Below are 20,766 nucleotides of genomic sequence, written 5' to 3'. Positions count from 1 at the left end.
GCGACCGCCGCTCAGTCGGCGGCGACGGCGGGGGCGGGGACCTCAAGGGTCTCGCCGCTCCCGCATGCTTCCGCGCGGGGCCGCCGCTCACGGAGTTCCGTGATGGCGGCCTCGAAGTCTTCGAGGCTGTCGAACGCCCGGTACACGGACGCGAAGCGCAGGTAGGCGACGAGGTCGAGTTCCTGCAGGGGGCCGAGGATGGCCAGTCCGACGTCGTGCGTGGTGAGCTCGGCGCTGCCGGTCGCGCGCACCGCCTCCTCGACCCGCTGCCCCAGCTTGGCGAGGGCGTCCTCGGTGACGGGCCGCCCCTGGCACGCCTTGCGCACGCCCGAGATGACCTTGGTGCGGCTGAAGGGCTCGGTGACCCCGCTCCGCTTGACCACCATGAGTGAACAGGTCTCCACCGTGGTGAAGCGGCGGGAGCAGTCGGGGCACTGGCGGCGCCGGCGGATCGAGGTCCCGTCGTCGGTGGTGCGACTGTCGACGACCCGGCTGTCGGGGTGCCTGCAGAAGGGGCAGTGCATGGCTCCCAACCCTCCTTCACAGCACGACTGAATAGCCTCTTCAGGCCCGGTCGGGGGCCCTCGAAGCGGTCTCAAGCATAGGCGATGACCGCACCCCCGATGGACGGGGGGACCACTACATTCGGGGCGGTCGGCACTATCCAACCACTAGATCTTGGGTCCAGTGGCGCATTCGGCCCTAGCGCGTGTCGCGCCCGGGAGCGGGCGGAAGGCAGCGTAAGGCCGACCAAGAGGGTACGGGAAGCACCCGGACGGCGGACGACCGGGCGGCCACCCCGCGACGGCCTCCCGCAGGGCGCCGCGCTACGGTCCCGGGGGCGGCCGCGACGGCCGCGCGGAGCGAGTGGCGGCCCTGCCGGCGACACCCGGTCGTCGCACACCGTAGGCGGCCTCATACACCTGACAGTGGAGTCCCGACAGTCTTTTATTCGTTTTTCACTCGAACGTGTGTTTGGCGCAACCTTTCGAAAGCCACTACCGTTGTGCAGCCAGGGAGACCATTCGAGAGGGGCCGCCGACGTGACCACCACCGCAGACAGTGCCATCATCACTGCCCAGGACCGCTCCCAGAGCCGACTCGAGCCGGTGCATGCCATGAATGACCCAGTCATGAACACGGAGGGCCCGGAGCCCGGGCGCCCAGCGCGCTCGCTTCCCGGACGACCTCCCGGAATCCGGGCGGACAGCTCGGGGCTCACTGACCGGCAGCGGCGGGTGATCGAGGTCATCCGGGATTCCGTGCAGCGGCGCGGCTATCCGCCGTCGATGCGGGAGATCGGTCAGGCGGTGGGGCTCTCCAGCACCTCCTCGGTCGCCCATCAGCTGATGGCGCTGGAGCGCAAGGGCTTCCTGCGCCGCGACCCGCATCGCCCCCGGGCGTACGAGGTACGCGGCTCGGACCAGCCGAGCACGCAGCCGACGGACACCACGGGCAAGCCCGCCGCCTCGTACGTGCCGCTGGTGGGCCGCATCGCCGCCGGTGGGCCGATCCTCGCCGAGGAGTCCGTCGAGGACGTCTTCCCGCTCCCCCGCCAGCTGGTGGGGGACGGCGAGCTCTTCGTGCTCAAGGTCGTCGGCGACTCGATGATCGAGGCGGCGATCTGTGACGGGGACTGGGTCACCGTGCGCCGCCAGCCCGTCGCGGAGAACGGCGACATCGTGGCCGCCATGCTGGACGGCGAGGCCACGGTGAAGCGGTTCAAGCGCGAGGACGGCCACGTCTGGCTGCTCCCGCACAACGCCGCGTACCAGCCGATCCCCGGCGACGAGGCGACGATCCTCGGCAAGGTGGTCGCGGTGCTGCGCAGGGTCTGAGACCCGCACCTCACACTCTCTGGGAGAGGGGGCCCCGAGTCCGGCTTCGCGCCGGTCCCGGGGCCCCTTTTCGTGTCCGCCCTCGCCGGAGGTGTACGCCCTCCGAAGGGCTACCGCCCGTCCGCCCTGGCCGCCGCGTCGATCGCGGCGAGCGAGCGACGGGCCTGGTTGCGGTCGGTGGTGTACCAGAAGTCGGGCAGCGAGGCCCGCAGATAGCTGCCGTAGCGTGCGTTGGCCAGACGCGGGTCCAGGACCGCGACGACCCCCTTGTCACCCGTGGCCCGTACGAGGCGGCCGGCGCCCTGCGCCATCAGCAGCGCGGCATGGGTGGCCGCCACCGCCATGAAGCCGTTGCCCCCGGCCTCCTCGACCGCCTTCTGTCGTGCGCTCATCAACGGATCGTCGGGCCGGGGGAACGGAATCCTGTCCATGACCACCAGCTGGCAGCTCGCCCCCGGCACGTCCACGCCCTGCCACAGCGACAGCGTGCCGAAGAGGCAGGTCTCCGGGTCGGCGGCGAAACTCTTGATCAGCTCGCCCAGGGTCTCCTCGCCCTGGAGCAGGATCGGCTTGTCCAGCCGGCCGCGCAGCTCCTCGGCAGCCGCCTTGGCCGCTCGCATGGAGGAGAACAGCCCCAGCGTGCGCCCGCCGGCCGCCTCGATGAGCTCGGACAGCTCGTCCAGCATGTCCGTCCGGGAGCCCTCGCGGCCGGGGGTCGCCAGATGCCGCGCGACGTAGAGGATGCCCTGCTTCGGATAGTCGAACGGCGAGCCGACGTCCAGGCCCTTCCACTGCGGGACGTCCTCACCCGCCGTGCCCTCCGGGGCGAGCCCGAGGGAGGCGCCCACGCCGTTGAAGTCGCCGCCCAGCTTGAGCGTGGCGGAGGTGAGCACGACGGAGCGCTCGGCGAACAGCTTCTCGCGCAGCAGCCCGGAGACGGAGAGCGGGGCGACCCGCACCGAGGCGCCGAACCGGTCGTGCCGCTCGTACCAGACGACGTCGTACTCGGAGCCCTGCGTGATGCGCTCGGCGACGGCGTGGACGGACTCCACCGATGCCAGTGCCTGCTTGCGGACCGCGTCCTCGTCCTGGACGGACTTGTCCCGTGTGGCGCCGATCGCGGAGATCACCGTGCGCGCGGCGTCCCGCAGGGCCGTCAACGCGTAGCCCAGGTCCTCCGGCACCTCCTCCAGGCGGCCGGGGAGCGCCAGCTCCATGACCCGCTCGAAGCCCTCGGCGGCGGTCTGCAGCGCGTCGGCCGCCTTCTCGTTGACCAGCTTCGCGGCGCGGCGCACCGCGCGGTTGACCTGGCCGGGGGTGAGCTCGCCGGTGGCCACACCGGTGACCCGGGAGACCAGCTCGTGGGCCTCGTCCACGATCAGCACCTCGTGCTGCGGGAGCACCGGGGCGCCCTCGATGGCGTCGATCGCCAGGAGCGCGTGGTTGGTGACCACCACATCGGCGAGCTTGGCCCGCTCCCTGGCCTGCTCGGCGAAGCACTCCGCGCCGTACGCGCATTTGCTCGCGCCCAGGCACTCCCGCGAGGAGACCGAGATCTGTGCCCAGGCCCGGTCCGAGACGCCGGGTGTGAGGTCGTCCCGGTCGCCCGTCTCCGTCTCGTCGGCCCAGTCACGCATGCGCAGCAGGTCCTGGCCGAGCTTGCTGGACGGGGCCGCCGCCTCGAACTGGTCGAACAGCCCCTCCTCCTCGTCCTGCGGCACGCCCTCGTGGAGCCGGTGCAGACAGAGGTAGTTCGACCGGCCCTTGAGCATGGCGAACTGAGGGCGGCGGCGCAGCAGTGGATGCAGCGCGTCGACCGTACGCGGCAGATCGCGCTCCACGAGCTGGCGCTGGAGGGCCAGCGTCGCCGTGGCCACGACGACGCGCTCGCCGTGTGCCAGGGCCGGCACGAGGTAGCCGAGCGACTTGCCCGTCCCCGTGCCGGCCTGGACGAGCAGATGGGATTGGTCGTCTACGGCCTCGGCGACGGCGGCGGCCATGGCGGCCTGGCCGGGCCTCTCCGTACCGCCGACGGCGGTCACGGCGGCGTGCAGGAGCTCGGGGAGGGATGGCTTCGTCATAGCCCGGCCAGCCTACGGGGCGCCACTGACATCGGCGGGCACTCCCGGCCTCACTCGGAGGGGTGGAGCGGGTTCGCGACACTGCCGTGGACCGCCGCGTGCGGGCGTACGGGCCGGTCGCGGTAGCCGTCCAGATGCAGCCGGTTCCGGTTCAGACAGAGGCGGTCGATGCGCGGGGTGAGCATGTCGAACATCTCGAACCGCTCCTTCAGCTCGGGGAAACGGGCGTGGTAGCGCAGGATCTCCGCCCGGACGAGTGACCAGAATTCGCCCTCGGGGACGCCGAGCTGTTCCTCGCAGAGCGGGGAGAGAAACCTGAAGACCCCGGTGAACAGCCCGGAGTGGATGAACTGGGTGAGGAAGGCCGGTTCCTCGGTGAGCAGGACGCGGCGCACGTCCGCCGGCATGGTGTCGTGCTCGGGCAGCGGCTGCGCGCTCACGTTGACGTCGTCCACGAAGTCCTTGATCGCGAGGCGCACGGGCACGTCCCGCTCGTCGAAGACCACGATCGCGTTCTCACCGTGCGGGGAGAAGACGGTCCCGTAGCGGTAGAGGAAGTGCAGCAGCGGCGGCAGCAGGGCGGCGAAGAGGCGGGTCAGCCAGACGGTCGGGGCCAGTCCGGAACGGCCGACCAGCTCGGCGGTGAACGCGCGTCCAGCGGGGTCGGTGTGGAGCAGGGAGGCGAGGGTCCGGGCCCGCTCCCCCGGTGCCAGGCGGGGCGGCAGCGGCTCGCGCCAGATCGCCCCGAGGATCTCCTTGAACTGGTAGGGCGCTTCGGGGAGATGGTCGTACAGCGGGTGCTCGACGGTGACCGAGGCGACCTCACCGAGGAGGATCACGCCGCACGTGTCGCGCAGGAACGGGTCGTCGTCGCGCAGCCCCAGCACCCAGCCCGTGACGGCGGGCGCGGCGATGGTGCGCTCGGTCGGCAGCCCGCGCCAGACCAGGGTGTTGAGGATCGACAGCGGCAGCTTGACGATGTGCCGGTCCGGCCGCGCGAGATTGGCGAAGGTACGGATGGACTGCTGCGGCAGCCGTACGTCCGGGTCGGCGGGCAGCGGCACGATGTCTCCGGCGGCGATGGCCGGTGCGAACAGGGGCACGATCCACTCGTCCCACTGCCAGGGGTGGACCGGCATGAAGTGGTAGCCGTCCGGGTCCAGGCCGCGTGCGCGCAGGCTGTCGGCGAAGGACGCGCGGACGGCCGCGTCGAGCTCCTGGGCGTAGAGCTTGTCCGGGGTGGACAGGGCGGGCACGCCACGGTAGGCGGCGATCCGGTGGGAGACGGCGAGCCAGGGCAGCCGGACGGGCTCGCGGGCCTCTGGGGTGTAGCGGGCTGCGTCGCCGGCGGAGAAGCCGAGCCGGCCCTTGTTGGCGACGATCCAGGGGTGGCCGGTCTGGTGGCCCTCCAGCTCCGCGTAGCCGAGACCGGCCAGCTCGGCGGCGGAGAGCGCGGTGTGATCGAGGCGGGCGTCGGCGGCGAGCGTGGTGGTCAGCTCGCGGAGGAGGTGGCCGAGCGTGGCGCCGTCGAGGCCGAGGAGGCGGCGGGCCCGGGTCACGAACAGCAGCGGATCGCAGAACGGGACGCTGCCCGCCGCGGGGTCCGGGCCCTGCGCGCGGATCGATCCGGGGTCCACCCGCCAGCTCCCGTACACACCGCGCCGGGCGGTGAAGGAGAGGCTGCCGCCGTCGTCCAGCGGAAGGGTGTACGTGCTGCCGCCGGCGGTTCGCGGAGCCGGCTCGATGACTTCCTCGTAGGCGAATTCACCGAGCATCTTCGCGAGCATCCGGGAGGCGGCCCGGTCCCAGGCCACCCGGTTGAGCTCCGGGGTGGTGAGCAGTGCGGGCGGCTCCGTTGCGTCGTGGTGCGCAGGGTATGTGGGCACGGGGACTCCTCGGGTGGGAACCGATGGGGTGAGAGCGGTGCGGACGGATCGGGGATGCGTTCATGGCCGGCTGCGGGGGGCTCGGTCGCGGACCATCAGCGCGGCCCGCTTCCCCGGGAGTTCGAGCTCGGCGGAGAGGCGGAATCCGGCGCTCAGGAACGCGGAGACGGACGGGACGTTACGGAGGTCGGGCTCGGCCACGACCCGTGTGCAGAGGGGGACGTGGTCGAACAGCAGGCCCGCCACGGCGCGCAGCAGCGCCTTGCCGGTGCCGCGGCCCCGGTGGCGCCCCTCACCGATGAGGAGGTGGACGCCCATGTCGTGCGGCCGGGCCGGGTAGTGGCGGGCGAGCGGGTCGAGGTCGGCGCGGTACAGCTCCCAGTAGCTCATGGGCACGCCTGACAGCACCCCGATGCACGGGGTGCTGTGGCTGTCGTCGGAGAGCTGCGGGGCGAGGTGCCGGGCGGTGACGCTCTCGTCGCCGGCCAGCTCCCAGAAGGCGGCGACGACGGGGTCGTTCATCCACCGGGTGAGGACCGGAAGATCGCTTTCCGGGCGGACGGGGACGAGTTGGAACTCCCCGGCCGGTGTGGGGACGGGGGCCCAGCCCGGCCGGAGGACGGGGCCGGCGGACGCCTCGGGGGGAGACACGGGTGGCGCTCCTCTCTCGGCGCTCGGGGGTGCGGGTTCGTCGGCTCTTCGGCCCCGGCTCGGCTCAGCCGTGCAGGGGGTTGGTGATGGTGACGTAGACGGACTGGGTGTCGACGGGCCCGACGAGCTCGTCGAGTCCGTGCAGGCGCGTCAGCATGTTGGCCTTGCAGCGCAGGTGCGGGTTTTCAAGCAGGTGGGCGGGGAACGGCGAGCCCATTCCGGCCGCCGACTTCAGGAAGCGCCGGAAGGCGTCGATGAGCATCTGTTCGTCGGCGAGCCGCTGGGAGCCGAACGCCCCGATGAGTCCGCATACGTTGTTGATACCGAGGTAGTAGGCGAAGCGTTCGTCGGTGACGGCGTCGGAGACGAAGGTGTCGCTGACCGATCCGATGCCGGGGAGCCTGTGGTCGAGTGCGGTGCGGTGCGATTCCCGGAAGTAGTAGCCCTGATTGTCACGGTAACGGCCGCCGGCGGGCCAGCCGTCCGCGTCCAGCAGGACGAGGGTGTTCTGCTGGTGGGCTTCGAGAGCGACCCCGGCGCGGGCGTCGAGCCAGAGCACCGGGTGGACGACGCGCTCCAGGTAGCGCAGGAACCACTCGGCGGCCACCGCGGTCGTCGTCCGCCCGGTGGCCGCGGCGAGGCGGTGCACCACGTCGGCGAGGCGCGAGTGCAGTCCCGTCCGGCCCGGCCAGGGCCGTGGAGCGGTGAGCCCGGCGATGCACACGGCATCGTCGTACCGGCTGAAGGGGTTGTGCCGCAGCATGACGTCGAGGCCGTGCACGGGCGCCCCGTCCGGGGTGTCGACGGCGAGCCAGGCGGGGTCGCGCACGATGTCGAAGCCGGGGTGCGCCGCGTGCCACTCACGGGCGAGTCCGGTGCGGAGCAGCCGGTGGACCTCGACGCCCCGGTGGAGCTCCTTGCGGAGGTTCTCACGGCGGGAGTTGGTGATCCGGACACCGAGGGAGAGCTTCAGCATCAGGTCGGACCCCGGCCGGTGCACGGTGCGCACCGAGGAGGTGGGGTGCCAGGGGGCGCCGTGGGGGCCGAGGTCGTGCAGGAGGCCGGCGTCGAGCAGGGCGACGATTTCGGGCCTGCTCCGCAGCTCGCGGGCCTGCCAGGGGTGGAGGGGAATGGGAGTGGTGTGCGCGGGGAAGTCGAGGCCCGGGGCGTGGCGGGTGACGAGGTCGGCGGCGGGCACGGGGCGGCCCTGATCGGTCCAGGCGGAGTCGGTGGCCAGCACGGAGCGGTCGGCGGCCATCCAGTGGAGCGGGAAGTAGCCGTACAGCTCGGGTGAGTAGAGGCGCGCCTCGGCGTCGGTGAGCCCTTCCCTGCTCTTGGGCGAAGGATGCAGGGGGTGGCCGAGCAGGAGTGACTGTTCCGCGGTGAGGAAGAGGTCCGCCTCCTCGGGGGCGGCGGGCCTGCGGCGCCGCTCCCCGATGAACGAGGCGGTGCGGCGTACCGAGTCGGCGACGCGGCCGGCCATGTCGGCGCCGTCGTGGTGGCCGGCCTCCCGGCCGAGCAGGGCGGCCACGGTGACCGCGTCGGCGGTGGGCGCCGTGGCGGGTGCCTGCTCCAGGACGGGGGGCCCGAAGCGGTGCCAGCCGGTGGCGGACCAGTGGCGGACGGGGACGAGCAGGGCGGTACCGCTCGCGGGGAGCGGGACGCGCAGGGTCTGCCCGGCCGGGCGGGGCAGGTCGTTCTCGCGGACCCAGCAGCGCAGGAGGTTCTCGACGCCGGCCGCGTCGGCGGCGCGGAGCGGGTCGGGATGGTCGAGCGGGTCGGCGCCCGGGTCCGGGGCCGTCGCGGGATCGTCCGGGTGTACGGAGCTCTGCGGCCGGGTAGCGGGCCGCGACGCGTGCCACAGGTCGTGCGGGGTCTCCTTCTGGCGCGGCACGGTCGTCGCCTCGACGGCGAGCCCGCCGGGGGCCTCCGGCTCGGTGAGGTGGGTGGGGGGAGGGCCGTCGGCCTCGGGCGCGGGGGGGGGGTTCACGGCGGTCTTCCTGTGCTGGTGTCCGTGGTCAGCGGAGCGATCCGGTAGGCAGGCGGCGGTGCGGTGACCGCTCCGCCGCTGCCAGGGCGTCGGCGAGGCGGTCGACCACCGCCGTCGCCTGTTCGTCGGTGAGCGTGAGGGGCGGCAGCAGGCGTACGACGGTGGAGTAGCGGCCGCCGAGTTCGACGATGAGCCCGCGGCTCAGGCACTCCTGCTGGACGGCGGCGGCGAGGACCGGGTCCGGCGGCGGCTCGGTGCCGGTGCCCTGCGGGCGGGCTTCGGGGTCCACGATCTCGACGCCGATCATCAGGCCCCTGCCCCGGACGTCGCCGATGCACGGGTGGTCGGCGGCGAGCGACCTGAGGCTCGCCAGCATGCGGCTGCCGAGGACGCCGGCCCGTTCGGCGAGGCCGTTCTCGCGGACGTACGCGAGGGTGGCCGTGCCGGCCGCCATGGCGAGCTGGTTGCCGCGGAAGGTGCCGGCGTGGGCGCCGGGCTGCCAGGTGTCGAGCTCCGAGCGGTAGACGACCACGGCGAGCGGGAGGGAGCCGCCGATGGCCTTGGACAGCACCATGACGTCGGGCACGATTCCGCTGTGCTCGACGGCCCAGAAGGCGCCGGTCCGGCCGACGCCGGTCTGGACCTCGTCGGCGATCAGCGGGATGGACCTGGTCTCGGTGATCTCGCGCATCCGCCGCGTCCAGCCGTCCGGCGCGGGGTTGACCCCGCCCTCGCCCTGGACCGGTTCGAAGATCATCCCGGCGGGTGCGGGCGTCCCGCTCTTGGGGTCGTCCAGCAGGTTCTCGGTCCAGCGGGCGGCGGTCCGCGCACCCGCTTCGCCGCCGATGCCGAAGGGGCAGCGGTAGTCCTGCGGGAAGGGCAGCCTGGTCACCCGTACGTCCTCGGCGCCGCCGGAAGCCGCGAGGGCGCCCGCCGTCATGCCGTGGTACGCACCGGTGAAGGCCAGCAGGCCGCTGCGGCCGGTCGCGGCGCGGACCAGCTTGAACGCCGCCTCGACCGCGTCCGTACCGGCGGGGCCGCAGAACTGGACCCGGGCGTTGTCGGCGAACCGCCGCGGCAGGGTGCTGAACAGCTCCGTGACGAAAGCGTCCTTGACCGGCGTGGCCAGGTCCAGCACGTGCAGCGGGGCACCCGAGTCGAGGACCTTCTTGATCGCCTCCAGGACGACCGGGTGGTTGTGGCCGAGGGCCAGTGTCCCCGCCCCGGAGAGGCAGTCGAGATAGCGCCGCCCGTCCGCGCCCTCGATGGTCAGTCCCCGGGCGCGCACCGGGACGATCGGCAGCGACCTGGCGTAGGTGCGGGCGGCCGATTCACGCAGCGACTGGCGGCGCAGGATGCCTTCGTGGGCCGCCAGGGGTGGCGCCGGAGCTGGTTCGGTCACGGCCACGGCTCTTGATCCTCCCGCTGTAACAGTTGCGTTGCACGTCAGTACGATTTCGCAAGGACGGCCTGCGAGGGTGAACGCTGTCTCCGTGCTCCCCACGCGTACCAACGACCGAGGGGGCAAAAAATCACGGGTAAATCCGAAGATCCTTGCGGAGCGCAACCCTGCCGCGCACCGCCGACAGCGGCACCGGCATAGTGGGGGCCGCGCCGGGCTCGGGCACGTCCCGAAGGCCGCGCTGCTTCCTGCCCGTTCGGCGGACCATGCGGCGCGCCGGACACAAGTGCAGTACAGAAGCGTTGAGTCACGAAGTCCCAGGGGGATCAGCAGATGCGTCTCGTTCGACCAGGAACCACCGCACGCCGCGGCAGGAGTGCGCGTCGCGCCTCCTCCCCCGTGCTCGTCACCGCCGCGTTCACCGCCGTCCTCGCGCTCACGGCCACCGCCTGCGGGCCGACCGAGGACGACGCGAACTCCGAGCCGGGCAACAGCGCCTCGGCCGGTGCGACGTCGGACGGCAAGATCGCCATCCCGGACGATCTGAAGGACCGGCTCAAGGAACACGGGATCGACATCGACAAGTGGAAGAACGGCGAGTGGAAGAACTGGGACAAGGACAAGTGGCTGCGTGAGGCCAAGGACTACATCAACCCGATCATCGCGGGCCTCTGGGACCCCGACCGCATGCAGGACGCCGACAAGCCGCCGGAGAAGCCGGTCGACAACGACATCTCGGGCGACGAGGGCGTGACGGACCCGACGCCCGCGCCGGTCCGGGCCGTCGGCGTGCAGACGCAGTACCACGACAACGCGCCGGAGTCCGGCAAGCTGTTCTTCGACGGCCCCGAGGGCTCGATGGTCTGCTCGGCGACCGTGGTGAAGGACCCGGCGCACCCCGGCAAGTCCAACATGGTCTGGACGGCCGGCCACTGCGTCCACGCGGGCAAGAAGGGCGGCTGGTACCGCAACATCGCCTTCGTGCCGTCGTACAACAACAGCGGTCTGTCGACGGCCGAGCTGCGGAGCAACCCGCCGAAGGAGAAGGTCGCCCCCTACGGCATCTGGTGGGGCACCTGGGCGCAGACCTCCCAGCAGTGGATCGACCAGGGCGCCTCGGTCGGCGGCCTCGGCGCTCCGTACGACTTCGCCGTACTGCACGTCACGCCCGAGGAGGGTGCGGGCGGCAAGTCCCTGGAGGAGACCGTCGGTTCCGCGCTGCCGGTCGAGTTCAACGCCCCGGCGGTGCCCGAGATCGCGGACATGACCGCCACCGGCTTCCCGGCCGCGGCGCCGTACGACGGCCAGAAGATGTTCCAGTGCAAGGACAAGCCGGGCCGCCTGTCGCTCGCCCAGGACGACCCGACGATGTACCGCATCGGCTGCTCGATGACCGGCGGCTCGTCCGGCGGCGGCTGGGTCGCGACCGGCCAGGACGGCAAGCCCGCGCTGGTCTCGAACACCTCCATCGGCCCGGTGACGGCGGGCTGGCTCGCCGGACCGCGCCTCGGCAAGGAGGCCAAGGGCGTCTACGACGCGGTCAGCGACAAGTACGCGGACGAGTGACAGGCGGGACCGCGCCCGCGGAGGCGCGGCGCTCGCGCTGAGGGCCGCAGGCTGCGGCCCCTGCGCGGGGCGCCGAGCAGATCTTCACGGTGATGAGCGAGCAACACGGGGGCCAGTAGCGGCGGCGCCCGTACCACGGCGGAAGGCCCGTCCCCTCGCGAGGGGACGGGCCTTCCGGCTGCTTCTCGGTGCGGTGCGGCTCAGTGCACGGCGGGGATGTACGCGGCGAGCTCCGCGGCCAGCTCCTCGTTGACCCGTGCCTTGATCAGCGTGCCCTCCGAGGTGTGCTCCTCGGAGACCACTTCGCCCTCGGCGTGCACCCGGGAGACGAGCCCGCCCTGGGTGTACGGCACGAGCGCCTCGATCGCGACCGACGGACGGGGCAGCTCGCTGTCGATCAGCGCGAGCAGCTCGTCGATGCCGGCCCCGGTGCGGGCGGAGACCGCGATGGCGTGCCGCTCGTTGCGCAGGAGGCGCTGGAGGACCAGCGGGTCGGCCGCGTCCGCCTTGTTGATCACGACGATCTCGGGCACGTCCGTCGCACCGACCTCGCGGATCACCTCGCGCACCGCGGCGAGCTGCTCCTCCGGCACCGGGTGCGCGCCGTCCACCACGTGGAGGAGGAGATCGGAGTCGCCTACCTCCTCCATGGTGGAGCGGAACGCCTCGACCAGGTGGTGCGGCAGATGCCGTACGAACCCGACGGTGTCGGCGAGGGTGTAGACCCGGCCGCTCGGCGTCTCGGCCCGGCGCACGGTCGGGTCGAGGGTGGCGAAGAGGGCGTTCTCCACCAGCACTCCCGCCCCGGTCAGGCGGTTGAGCAGCGAAGACTTCCCGGCGTTGGTGTATCCGGCGATGGCGACCGACGGCACCTTGTTGCGCCGGCGTTCCTGGCGCTTGAGGTCGCGGCCGGTCTTCATCTCCGCGATCTCCCGGCGCATCTTCGCCATCTTCTCGCGGATACGGCGCCGGTCGGTCTCGATCTTGGTCTCACCGGGACCACGGGTCGCCATGCCGCCACCGCCGCTGGTACCGCCACCGCCCATCTGACGGGACAGCGACTGACCCCAGCCGCGCAGCCTGGGCAGCATGTACTGCATCTGTGCCAGGGAGACCTGCGCCTTGCCCTCCCGGGACTTGGCGTGCTGGGCGAAGATGTCGAGGATCAGGGCGGTCCGGTCGACCACCTTGACCTTGACGACGTCTTCGAGGTGGATCAGCTGGCCCGGGGACAGCTCACCGTCGCAGACGACGGTGTCGGCCCCGGACTCGACGACGAGATCACGCAGTTCGAGCGCCTTGCCGGAACCGATGTACGTGGCCGGGTCGGGCTTGTCACGGCGCTGGAAGACGGCGTCGAGCACCTGGGCGCCCGCCGTCTCCGCGAGGGCCGCCAGCTCGGCGAGCGAATTCTCCGCGTCCTGCACGGTGCCCGAGGTCCAGACTCCGACGAGCACCACGCGCTCCAGGCGCAGCTGCCGGTACTCGACCTCGGTGACGTCCTCGAGCTCGGTGGAGAGGCCGGCCACGCGGCGCAGCGCGGCGCGCTCCGAGCGGTCCAGCTGGTCGCCGTCCCGCTCTCCGTCGATCTCGAAGCTCCAGGCGACGTCCTCTTCCATCAGGGCGTCGGCCCGCAGGCCCTCGGTGAGGCTCTCGGTCGCGTTCTCCGTGGCACTCTGCGCGTTGCGCGCGTCCTGGGGAAGGGAAGAAGAGGAGGTCATTGGATCCTTACGTCGATAGGAGTAGTTGCATCAGTCACAACGCGTGACCTGCGCGGAAGATTCCCGAGGGGGAGATCGTCCGCTCCGGCCGCCTCGGCGACCCGTCGATAGTGACACGCCGGGAGCGGGGCGTCACCCGGGTTTACGAGGCGGCCGGCGCCGTGCTCCGCCAGTCCGGGTGCCCCGGCATGGGCGGCGTCTTCGTCCCGTACAGCCAGCCGTCGAAGAAGGCGGCCAGGTCGCGCCCCGACACCTGCGAGGCGAGCCGGACGAAGTCGGCCGTGGCCGCGTTGGAGTCGCGGTGCTCGCGCACCCAGAGCCGTTCCAGCCGGTCGAAGGCGTCCCGGCCGATCTCCTGGCGCAGCGCGTACAGGACGAGGGCGCTGCCGTCGTAGACGACGGGCCGGAACAGGCTGATCTTCTCGCCGGGCTCCGGGGCCAGGGGCCGGGCGGGCGGGCCTCCGGCGGCGCGCCAGGCGTCCGAGCGGATGTAGGCGTTCCGCATGCGCGCCTCCAGTGGCGCGTCCATGTGGTCCTCGGTGTACCGCGCCTCGTACCAGGTGGCGTGCCCCTCGTTCAGCCAGAGGTCGGACCAGGTCTGCGGGGAGACGCTGTCGCCGAACCACTGGTGGGCCAGTTCGTGGACCATGACCGACTCGACGTACCACTCGGGGAAGCGTGTATCGGTGAACAGGCGCTTCTCGAAGAGGGAGAGGGTCTGGGTCTCCAGCTCGAAGCCGGTCTCGGTGTCGGCGACGAGGATCCCGTAGTTCTCGAACGGGTAGGGGCCGACCTGCCGCTCCATCCACTCCAGCTGGGCGGGGGTCCTCTTCAGCCAGGGTTCCAGGCGGTCCCGGTCCGCGGTCGGGACGACATCGCGCACGGGCAGTCCGTGCGGTCCCGTCCGGCGCACGACGGTCGAGTCGCCGATGCTGACCTGGGCCAGTTCGGTCGCCATGGGGTGCTCGGTGCGGTAGGTCCAGGTGGTGCTGCCCCCCATGCGGCTGCGGCCGGTGGGGATGCCGTTGGCGACGACGGTCAGATCGTTCGGCGCGGTGACGCGGAAGGTGAAGTACGCCTTGTCGGCGGGGTGGTCGTTGCCCGGGAAGACCCGGTGTCCGGCGTCGGCCTGGTTGGCCATGGCGAGCCCGTCGGCGGTGCGCACCCAGCCGCCGCTGTCCTGTTCGCCGGTGGGGTCGCTGGTGTGGCGGACGGTGATGCGCAGGGGGATACCGGCCGGGATGCGGCCCACCGGCCGTACGACGAGGTCCTCGCCCGCCGTGTCGAAGCGGGCGCGCAGCCCGTTGACGGCGACCGAACGCACGGTGCCCCGGGTGAAGTCGAGGTTGATCCGGTCCAGCGGCTCGGTCGTCCGTGCGTCGATGGTGGTGACGGCGTCCAGCGGCTCGTCGTTGCTGCCCTGGTAGGTGAGGCCGATGTCGTACGCGAGCACGTCGTACCCGGGGTTGCCGAGCTGCGGGAAGAGCGGGTCGCCGATGCCGAGGGGCACCGGGTCGGCGGGCAGGGCGGCGGCGACGAGGGCGGCCGACGCGGCGGCGGCCAGCAGGGCGGCCCGCGAGCGGCGGGAGGGGAACGGCATGGACTACGGCTATCAGCGCCACCCCGCCGGGCGGGCGCGGCGCGCGCCGCACCACCCGAATGATCACGCCGGTTGACGGCACGGACCCCAGAGCTCCACCGGTCTCAGAGCGTCCCGGCCGGGTGCTGGGCACGGCTCACGTCGTACACGCCGGGCACCTCGCGCATCGCGCGCATCAGCGCGGGCAGACCGGCCGCGTCCGGGAGCCGCAGCGTGTAGGTGTGCCGTACGCGCTGTTCGCTCGGGGGCTCCACGGTGGCGGAGATCACGGCGGCGTCGGCCCCGGCGATCGCCTCGGTGAGGTCCGCGAGCAGTCGGGGGCGGCCGAACGATTCGGCGACCAGCGTCACCCGGCACGCCTGCTCGTCGCCCCAGCTCACCGCGACCGGCGTCCGCCCGACCGCTTCCATGCGGGCCACGGCGGGGCACTCCAGCCGGTGCACGGTGACGGCGGCGCCACCGCGGACGGGGAAGCCGGTGACCTCGTCGGGGGGCACGGGCGTGCAGCAGCCGGCGAGGCGCACCGCGGCGTCCGGCCGCTCGGCCACGGCGGTCGCGGTGCGGGCGCGGGCGGTCCGCGGCGCCGCGGGCGGGACCGGCTGCGGCTCGGGGCCGGCCGGCACACCGGGCTGACCGGACTGGGCCGCCTGCGGGTGGGCGTCGAGCCAGCCGGTGATGGCGATGCGGGCGGCGGCGGTGCGCGCGTGGTCGAGCCAGTCCGGTGAGGGGCCGGACGCCGCGTCCTCGGCCAGCAGCGGCTGCACGGTGTCGCCGTCCGTCAGCACGGTGCTCAGCGTGGCGAGCCGGCCGTTCACCCGGGCCCCGATACAGGCGTGGGCGGCTTCGCCGTGCTGGGCGTAGGCCGCGTCGACGCAGCTGGCGCCGGCGGGCAGGCCGAGCGTGCCGCCGTCCGTGCGGAAGACGGTGATCTCGCGGTCCTGGGCGAGGTCGGCGCGCAGGGTGGTCCAGAAGGTGTCGGGGTCGGGCGCGGACTGCTGCCACTGGAGGAGGCGGGAGAGCCAGCCGGGGCGGGTGGGGTCGGCGCGTTCGCCGTCGGCCGGTTCGGCGGTCTGGGGGGCGCCCTCGGAGGCGTACGGATTGCCGAGGGCGACGACGCCCGCCTCCGCGACCTTGTGCATGCGGTGCGTACGGATGAGGACCTCGGCCACCTCGCCGTCCGGGCCCACCACCGCGGTGTGCAGCGACTGGTACAGGTTGAACTTGGGGGCGGCGATGAAGTCCTTGAACTCGGAGATCACCGGGGTGAAGCAGGTGTGCAGCTCGCCCAGGACGGCGTAGCAGTCGGCGTCCTCCCCGACGAGCACCAGGACCCGTCCGAAGTCGCTGCCGCGCAGTTCGCCGCGTTTCATGCGGACGCGGTGGACGGAGACGAAATGGCGGGGCCTGACCAGGACCTCCGCGGAGATGCCGGCCTCCCGCAGCACCGAGGCCACGTTCGCCGCCATGGCGCCGAGGGGGTCGGGACCGTCGGCCGCCTCGGTGATCAGCGCGTCAGTGCGGGCGTACTCCTCGGGGTGGAGGATGGCGAAGACCAGGTCTTCGAGTTCGGTCTTGAGCGCCTGGACACCGAGCCGTTCGGCGAGGGGGATCAGCACGTCGCGGGTGACCTTGGCGATCCTGGCCTGCTTCTCGGGCCGCATCACGCCGAGCGTGCGCATGTTGTGCAGCCGGTCGGCGAGCTTGATCGACATGACGCGGACGTCGTCGCCGGTGGCGACCAGCATCTTGCGGAAGGTCTCGGGTTCGGCGGCGGCCCCGTAGTCGACCTTCTCGAGTTTGGTGACGCCGTCCACGAGGTAGCAGACCTCCTCGCCGAACTCCTCCCGCACCTGGTCGAGGGTCACCTCGGTGTCCTCCACGGTGTCGTGGAGCAGGGAGGCGGTCAGCGTGGTGGTCTCGGCGCCCAGCTCGGCGAGGATGAGGGTGACGGCGAGCGGATGGGTGATGTAGGGCTCGCCGCTCTTGCGCATCTGCCCCCGGTGCGAGGTCTCGGCCAGCACGTAGGCGCGCTGCAGGACGGCGAGGTCGGCGTCGGGGTGGTGGGCCCGGTGCACTTCGGCGACGTGCGCGATGGCGTCGGGGAGCCGGTCGCGGGAGACCGGGCCGAAGAGCGCGGCTCTGCCGAGCCTGCGGAGGTCGATCCGGGGGCGGCCCCGCCTGCGGATGGGAGCACCTGGGCTGGTGGCCTCTGCACTCATGGGGGCACCTCCGGCGACGTCGACCGGCGGTGGAGAGGCGCGGCGCGCCTCCGGGGCCGGTGCTTGATGCTACCGAGCCCACCACGTGGCGGAGTCCCGCTCTCGCCCAGCGTGAAACGGATCACCCATTCGAGCGAAGCGTTACTCGTTCGGCGTTTCGAGCCAGGCCGGGTCGATCATGCCTTCGGCGACGATGACGGCCGGTCCGGTCATGTCGATCCCGCCGTCCGGGTGCTCCGTGACGGCGAGGCTGCCGCCGGGGAGGTCGACGGTGTACGTGACGGGCTCGCCGGTCCTCGCGGGGTCGGCCTGGTCCCGGCGGGCGGCGGCGACGGCCACCGCGCAGGCGCCGGTGCCGCAGGAGCGGGTCTCGCCGGAGCCGCGCTCGTGGACCCGCATGGCGACGTGGCGGGGGCCGCGGTCCACGACGAACTCGATGTTGACGCCCTCCGGGTAGACGGCGGCCGGGGCGAAGGACGGCTCGGTGAGCAGGTCGCCGGCGTGGGCCAGGTCGTCCACGAAGGCGACCGCGTGGGGATTGCCCATGTTGACGTTGCGGGCGTCCCAGGCCCGGCCGCCGCCGGTGACGGTGACGCCGTCGGCGGGGAGCAGGGCGCGTCCCATGGAGACGGTGACGTCGCCGTTCTTGGCGAGGTGGACCTTCTTGACCCCGCCCCGGGTGGCGACCGCCAGGTCGCCCGCCTCGGCCAGGCCGGCGCGCTGGAGGTAGCGGGCGAAGACCCGCACGCCGTTGCCGCACATCTCGGCGACCGAGCCGTCGGAATTCCGGTAGTCCATGAACCACTCGGCGTCCTCGGCCATCGCCTTCGCCTCCGGGTGCGCGGCGGAGCGCACCACGTGCAGCAGACCGTCGCCGCCGATGCCCGCGCGGCGGTCGCAGAGCCGGGCGACGACGGAGGCGGGCAGGTCGAGGGCGTTTTCCGGGTCGGGAACGATCACGAAGTCGTTCTCGGTGCCGTGGCCCTTGAGGAAGGCGATCTGCGAGGTGGTCACGGGACAACTGTACGAGGCGGCACCGACAGCCGGAAAACGGTCCGCCGCGCGGGCAGGCTCCGGGGGCTTGCTTCCCGGCCCACGGCTCCCGGAGGGTCAGCGCAGCCGTGCCACACGCCAGACGGCGAGCGCGACGAGCACGGCGCAGACGCCGGCGTAGAGCGCGATCACCCGCCAGTCCGGACGCTGCGACGAGCCTTTGGAGGGCAGTCCGGGCCAGGCGTAGCCGACGCGGCGGGCGGCCATCACGGACCATCCGGCGGCGCAGCAGCTGATCAGGAGGCCCAGCATGGCGACGACCGCGCCGCCGTCGCCGAATTCGAAGGCCAGCGGGAAGGCGAACATCAGCGAGCCCACCGCGGCGAGCATGACGATGGGCGCGAGCTGCCAGATGCGCAGCCGTCGGGCGGGCCGCAGCTCGACCTCGACCTCGGGGGTCACGTCGAGCTCGTCGGGCCCGTCCGGGCTGAGGCCGTCCGCCTCACGCCCGGCACCCGGTGCGTTGTGTTCCGGTGCGTCTTGTTCCGTGTCGCGAGGGCCGGCCTCCATCGCCACGCGCCCTCCCAACTCGGACTCCAGTCGATCGATGCTCGATGATGGCACGGCCGCGGTCGCCGAAATGACGGGCGGAGCGTCCCGATGCCATCACGTGATCAGGCTGTAACCGCTCGTTCGACCAACGCCAGGGCCTGGCTGGGGAGTTCCCCGCGGTGTTCCGCGTCACCACTGAGCCATCGGACGCGCGGGTCGCGGCGGAACCAGGAGTCCTGACGGCGCGCGAAGCGTTTGGTGGCGCGCACGGTCTCGGCGCGCGCCTGTTCCTCGGTGCACTCGCCGGCCAGCGCGGACAGGACCTGCTGGTAGCCGAGGGCCCGCGAGGCGGTCCGCCCTTCGCGCAGCCCCTGCGTCTCCAGGGCGCGCACCTCGTCCACGAGTCCCGCCTCCCACATGCGGTCGACCCGCAGGGCGATGCGCTCGTCGAGTTCGGGGCGCGCCACGTCGACGCCGATCTGGACGGCGTCGTAGACCGCGTCGTCGCCGGGGAGGTTGGCGGTGAACGGCTTGCCGGTGATCTCGATGACCTCCAGGGCCCGCACGATGCGCCGGCCGTTGCTGGGGAGGATCGCGCGGCCGGCCTCGGGGTCGGCGGCGGCGAGCCGGGCGTGCAGTGCTCCGGAGCCGTGCTCGTCCAGCTCCGCCTCCAGCGCCGCCCGGACGCCGGGGTCCGTACCGGGGAACTCCAGGGCGTCGATCGCGCCCTTCACGTACAGGCCGGAGCCGCCGACCAGGATCGGGGTGCGGTCCTCGGCGAGGAGCCGGTCGATCTCGGCGCGGGCGAGGCGCTGGTACTCGGCGACGCTGGCGGTCTCGGTGACGTCCCAGATGTCCAGCAGCCGGTGCGGCACGGCCGCGCGCTCGGCGAGCGTCAGCTTGGCGGTGCCGATGTCCATCCCGCGGTAGAGCTGCATGGAGTCGGCGTTGATCACTTCGCCGTCGAGCTGCTGGGCGAGGTACACCCCCAGGTCGGACTTTCCTGCTGCGGTGGGACCGACGACGGTGATGACCCGAGGTGCGGGAGCTGAGCTTGTCACCGGCCCAGTCTCCCCCAAACCCGCGCCGCGCACCCCGAATGAGGGAAGCCCGGGCAGGGAAGGTGACGCGACAGTGCGGTCTTCCCCGTACAGTGGTTGTACATATGGGTTATTTCTCACAGTTTCCGAGCGGAGAAGGTGCCCGATGGGCTTCATGGACAGTGTGAAGGCGAAGCTGGCCCCGGCGAAGGAGAAGGTCAGCGACCTCGCGCAGCAGCACGGGGACAAGATCGACCAAGGGCTTGAGAAGGCCGCCCGGACGGTGGACGAGAAGACCAAGGGCAAGTACAGCGACAAGATCGTGACGGGCCGGCAGAAGGCCAAGGACGCGGTGGACAAGCTGGCGAACAAGGACGGCGGCACGACGCCGCCGCCTCCGCCCGCGGCCTGACGGCGGAACGCGCAGGGCCCCGGAGCGGTCGCCGCTCGGGGCCCTCCGCGCGTCCTCGGGGCTCAGGACCAGGTGGCGACCAGGTAGCCCACTCCGTACGGCGCGTCCTCGTACAGCAGCCGGCCGGCCAGACCGGCGCCTTCGGCCGCCCCCGCCAGCACCTGCCAGGGCGCGCGCCCGGCGGCCTTGAGCTGGTGCGCGAGCACCTCGTCGAGCGCGGTCAGCGCTTCCGGGTCGGCGGCGCCCAGGGCCCGGGCGGCCTCCGCGTCGAAGGCTGCCGCCCGCTCGTCCAGATAGCCCGGCGCCTTCACGGTGCGGCAGGCGCTGCCGTCGCCCATCACCAGCAGCGCGACCCGGTCCGCCCGGCGGGCGAGCTCCCGCCCGCTCTCCGTGCAGCGCGCGGTCTCCAGCGCCTCGCTCACGCCCAGGCCCTCGACGGGGGAGGCGGCCCATCCCGTACGGGCGAGGAGCCAGGCTCCCACCGCGAGCGAAGGCGGCAGGGGGCGGCCGTCGCGCGTTCCCCGGTCCCGGCCGAGCCGCACCTCCAGATCGACACCGAATTCCCGGAAGCCGCCCACGGCTCCCTCGGGGTGGGGGCCGCGCCCGGCCGGCTCGGCCGGGCCGATCACCACGAGCAGGTCGGGCCGGGAGGCGGCGAGGACGCCCAGGGCGTCGGTGCACGCCCTTCTGGCGTCGTCCAGCTCGGGTGCGGCACCGGCGGCCACGTCGGGGACGAGCAGCGGCGGGCAGGGGCAGACAGCGGCGGCGACAAGCATGGTCGGCAGCGTACTGCGGCCCCTCCCCCGGCCCGGCCG

16 protein-coding genes are annotated in these 20,766 nt (G+C 72.6%); 3 read left to right on the top strand and 13 right to left on the bottom strand.

Features of this window, described 5'->3' with window-relative positions; translation table 11 throughout:
- Nucleotides 1–11: 11 nt before the first annotated feature.
- Nucleotides 12–524, bottom strand: coding sequence for a transcriptional regulator NrdR (gene nrdR, locus FKN01_RS07470; RefSeq protein WP_143617690.1), 513 nt, complete (start codon nt 522–524; stop codon nt 12–14).
- 519 nt (nt 525–1,043) lie between these two features.
- On the opposite strand from nrdR, the gene lexA reads away from it, so the two are divergent.
- On the top strand, nt 1,044–1,838 hold the full coding sequence (gene lexA, locus FKN01_RS07465) for a transcriptional repressor LexA (RefSeq protein WP_143617688.1): 795 nt from the start codon (nt 1,044–1,046) through the stop codon (nt 1,836–1,838).
- A gap of 110 nt (nt 1,839–1,948) precedes the next feature.
- Here the strand turns inward: lexA and FKN01_RS07460 are convergent, their stop codons facing one another.
- From FKN01_RS07460 to FKN01_RS07440, 5 genes are all read right to left on the bottom strand, one after another.
- Entirely contained in the window at nt 1,949–3,919 is a 1,971-nt protein-coding gene (locus tag FKN01_RS07460) for an ATP-dependent DNA helicase (RefSeq protein WP_143617686.1), read from the bottom strand.
- Nucleotides 3,920–3,969: 50 nt separating this feature from the next.
- A complete protein-coding gene (locus FKN01_RS07455; RefSeq protein WP_143617684.1) occupies nt 3,970–5,805 on the bottom strand; it encodes an IucA/IucC family siderophore biosynthesis protein in 1,836 nt (611 codons plus the stop codon).
- A gap of 60 nt (nt 5,806–5,865) precedes the next feature.
- Entirely contained in the window at nt 5,866–6,456 is a 591-nt protein-coding gene (locus FKN01_RS07450; RefSeq protein ID WP_143617682.1) for a GNAT family N-acetyltransferase, read from the bottom strand.
- Nucleotides 6,457–6,520: 64 nt separating this feature from the next.
- Nucleotides 6,521–8,446, bottom strand: a complete 1,926-nt coding sequence (locus tag FKN01_RS07445) for an IucA/IucC family siderophore biosynthesis protein (RefSeq protein ID WP_143617680.1) — start codon at nt 8,444–8,446, stop codon at nt 6,521–6,523.
- Nucleotides 8,447–8,474: 28 nt separating this feature from the next.
- Entirely contained in the window at nt 8,475–9,854 is a 1,380-nt protein-coding gene (locus FKN01_RS07440; protein WP_143617678.1) for a diaminobutyrate--2-oxoglutarate transaminase family protein, read from the bottom strand.
- Between the two features lie 327 nt (nt 9,855–10,181).
- Here FKN01_RS07440 and FKN01_RS07435 point away from each other — a divergent pair, with 327 nt between their 5' ends.
- Nucleotides 10,182–11,414, top strand: a complete 1,233-nt coding sequence (locus FKN01_RS07435; RefSeq protein ID WP_260696812.1) for a hypothetical protein — start codon at nt 10,182–10,184, stop codon at nt 11,412–11,414.
- A 200-nt stretch (nt 11,415–11,614) separates the two neighbouring features.
- On the opposite strand, the gene hflX is transcribed toward FKN01_RS07435, so the two are convergent.
- From hflX to miaA, 6 genes are all read right to left on the bottom strand, one after another.
- Nucleotides 11,615–13,135: a GTPase HflX gene (hflX, locus tag FKN01_RS07430; protein ID WP_143617676.1), complete on the bottom strand. Its 1,521-nt coding sequence runs from the start codon at nt 13,133–13,135 to the stop codon at nt 11,615–11,617.
- A gap of 142 nt (nt 13,136–13,277) precedes the next feature.
- The gene (locus FKN01_RS07425; RefSeq protein WP_143617674.1) at nt 13,278–14,735 is read right to left on the bottom strand and encodes a M1 family metallopeptidase; all 1,458 of its coding nucleotides are present in this window, start codon (nt 14,733–14,735) and stop codon (nt 13,278–13,280) included.
- A gap of 104 nt (nt 14,736–14,839) precedes the next feature.
- A complete protein-coding gene (locus FKN01_RS07420; RefSeq protein ID WP_143617672.1) occupies nt 14,840–16,954 on the bottom strand; it encodes a bifunctional (p)ppGpp synthetase/guanosine-3',5'-bis(diphosphate) 3'-pyrophosphohydrolase in 2,115 nt (704 codons plus the stop codon).
- A 141-nt stretch (nt 16,955–17,095) separates the two neighbouring features.
- Complete coding sequence (gene dapF / locus FKN01_RS07415) at nt 17,096–17,968, bottom strand: diaminopimelate epimerase (RefSeq protein ID WP_143617669.1); 873 nt, start codon at nt 17,966–17,968, stop codon at nt 17,096–17,098.
- A gap of 96 nt (nt 17,969–18,064) precedes the next feature.
- Complete coding sequence (locus FKN01_RS07410) at nt 18,065–18,517, bottom strand: hypothetical protein (protein WP_143618000.1); 453 nt, start codon at nt 18,515–18,517, stop codon at nt 18,065–18,067.
- 104 nt (nt 18,518–18,621) lie between these two features.
- Nucleotides 18,622–19,560: a tRNA (adenosine(37)-N6)-dimethylallyltransferase MiaA gene (miaA, locus tag FKN01_RS07405; protein WP_143617667.1), complete on the bottom strand. Its 939-nt coding sequence runs from the start codon at nt 19,558–19,560 to the stop codon at nt 18,622–18,624.
- A gap of 145 nt (nt 19,561–19,705) precedes the next feature.
- Between miaA and FKN01_RS07400 the strand changes: the two genes are divergently transcribed.
- Entirely contained in the window at nt 19,706–19,951 is a 246-nt protein-coding gene (locus FKN01_RS07400; protein WP_143617665.1) for an antitoxin, read from the top strand.
- 62 nt (nt 19,952–20,013) lie between these two features.
- Here the strand turns inward: FKN01_RS07400 and FKN01_RS07395 are convergent, their stop codons facing one another.
- On the bottom strand, nt 20,014–20,727 hold the full coding sequence (locus FKN01_RS07395) for a class III extradiol dioxygenase subunit B-like domain-containing protein (RefSeq protein ID WP_143617663.1): 714 nt from the start codon (nt 20,725–20,727) through the stop codon (nt 20,014–20,016).
- Nucleotides 20,728–20,766: the final 39 nt, after the last annotated feature.

It is taken from the genome of Streptomyces sp. 130, assembly GCF_007096885.1.
Lineage (GTDB): Bacteria > Actinomycetota > Actinomycetes > Streptomycetales > Streptomycetaceae > Streptomyces.
Note: the sequence above shows the minus strand (reverse complement) of the source record. Positions and strands in the feature narration are given on the sequence as shown.

Coding starts and splice junctions, on each gene's coding strand:
- nrdR (WP_143617690.1), bottom strand. CDS start 524: ATGCACTGCCCCTTCTGCAGGCACCCCGACAGCCGGGTCGTCGACAGT.
- FKN01_RS07460 (WP_143617686.1), bottom strand. CDS start 3,919: ATGACGAAGCCATCCCTCCCCGAGCTCCTGCACGCCGCCGTGACCGCC.
- FKN01_RS07435 (WP_260696812.1), top strand. CDS start 10,182: ATGCGTCTCGTTCGACCAGGAACCACCGCACGCCGCGGCAGGAGTGCG.
- hflX (WP_143617676.1), bottom strand. CDS start 13,135: ATGACCTCCTCTTCTTCCCTTCCCCAGGACGCGCGCAACGCGCAGAGT.
- FKN01_RS07425 (WP_143617674.1), bottom strand. CDS start 14,735: ATGCCGTTCCCCTCCCGCCGCTCGCGGGCCGCCCTGCTGGCCGCCGCC.
- FKN01_RS07420 (WP_143617672.1), bottom strand. CDS start 16,954: ATGAGTGCAGAGGCCACCAGCCCAGGTGCTCCCATCCGCAGGCGGGGC.
- FKN01_RS07410 (WP_143618000.1), bottom strand. CDS start 18,517: ATGGAGGCCGGCCCTCGCGACACGGAACAAGACGCACCGGAACACAAC.
- FKN01_RS07400 (WP_143617665.1), top strand. CDS start 19,706: ATGGGCTTCATGGACAGTGTGAAGGCGAAGCTGGCCCCGGCGAAGGAG.
- FKN01_RS07395 (WP_143617663.1), bottom strand. CDS start 20,727: ATGCTTGTCGCCGCCGCTGTCTGCCCCTGCCCGCCGCTGCTCGTCCCC.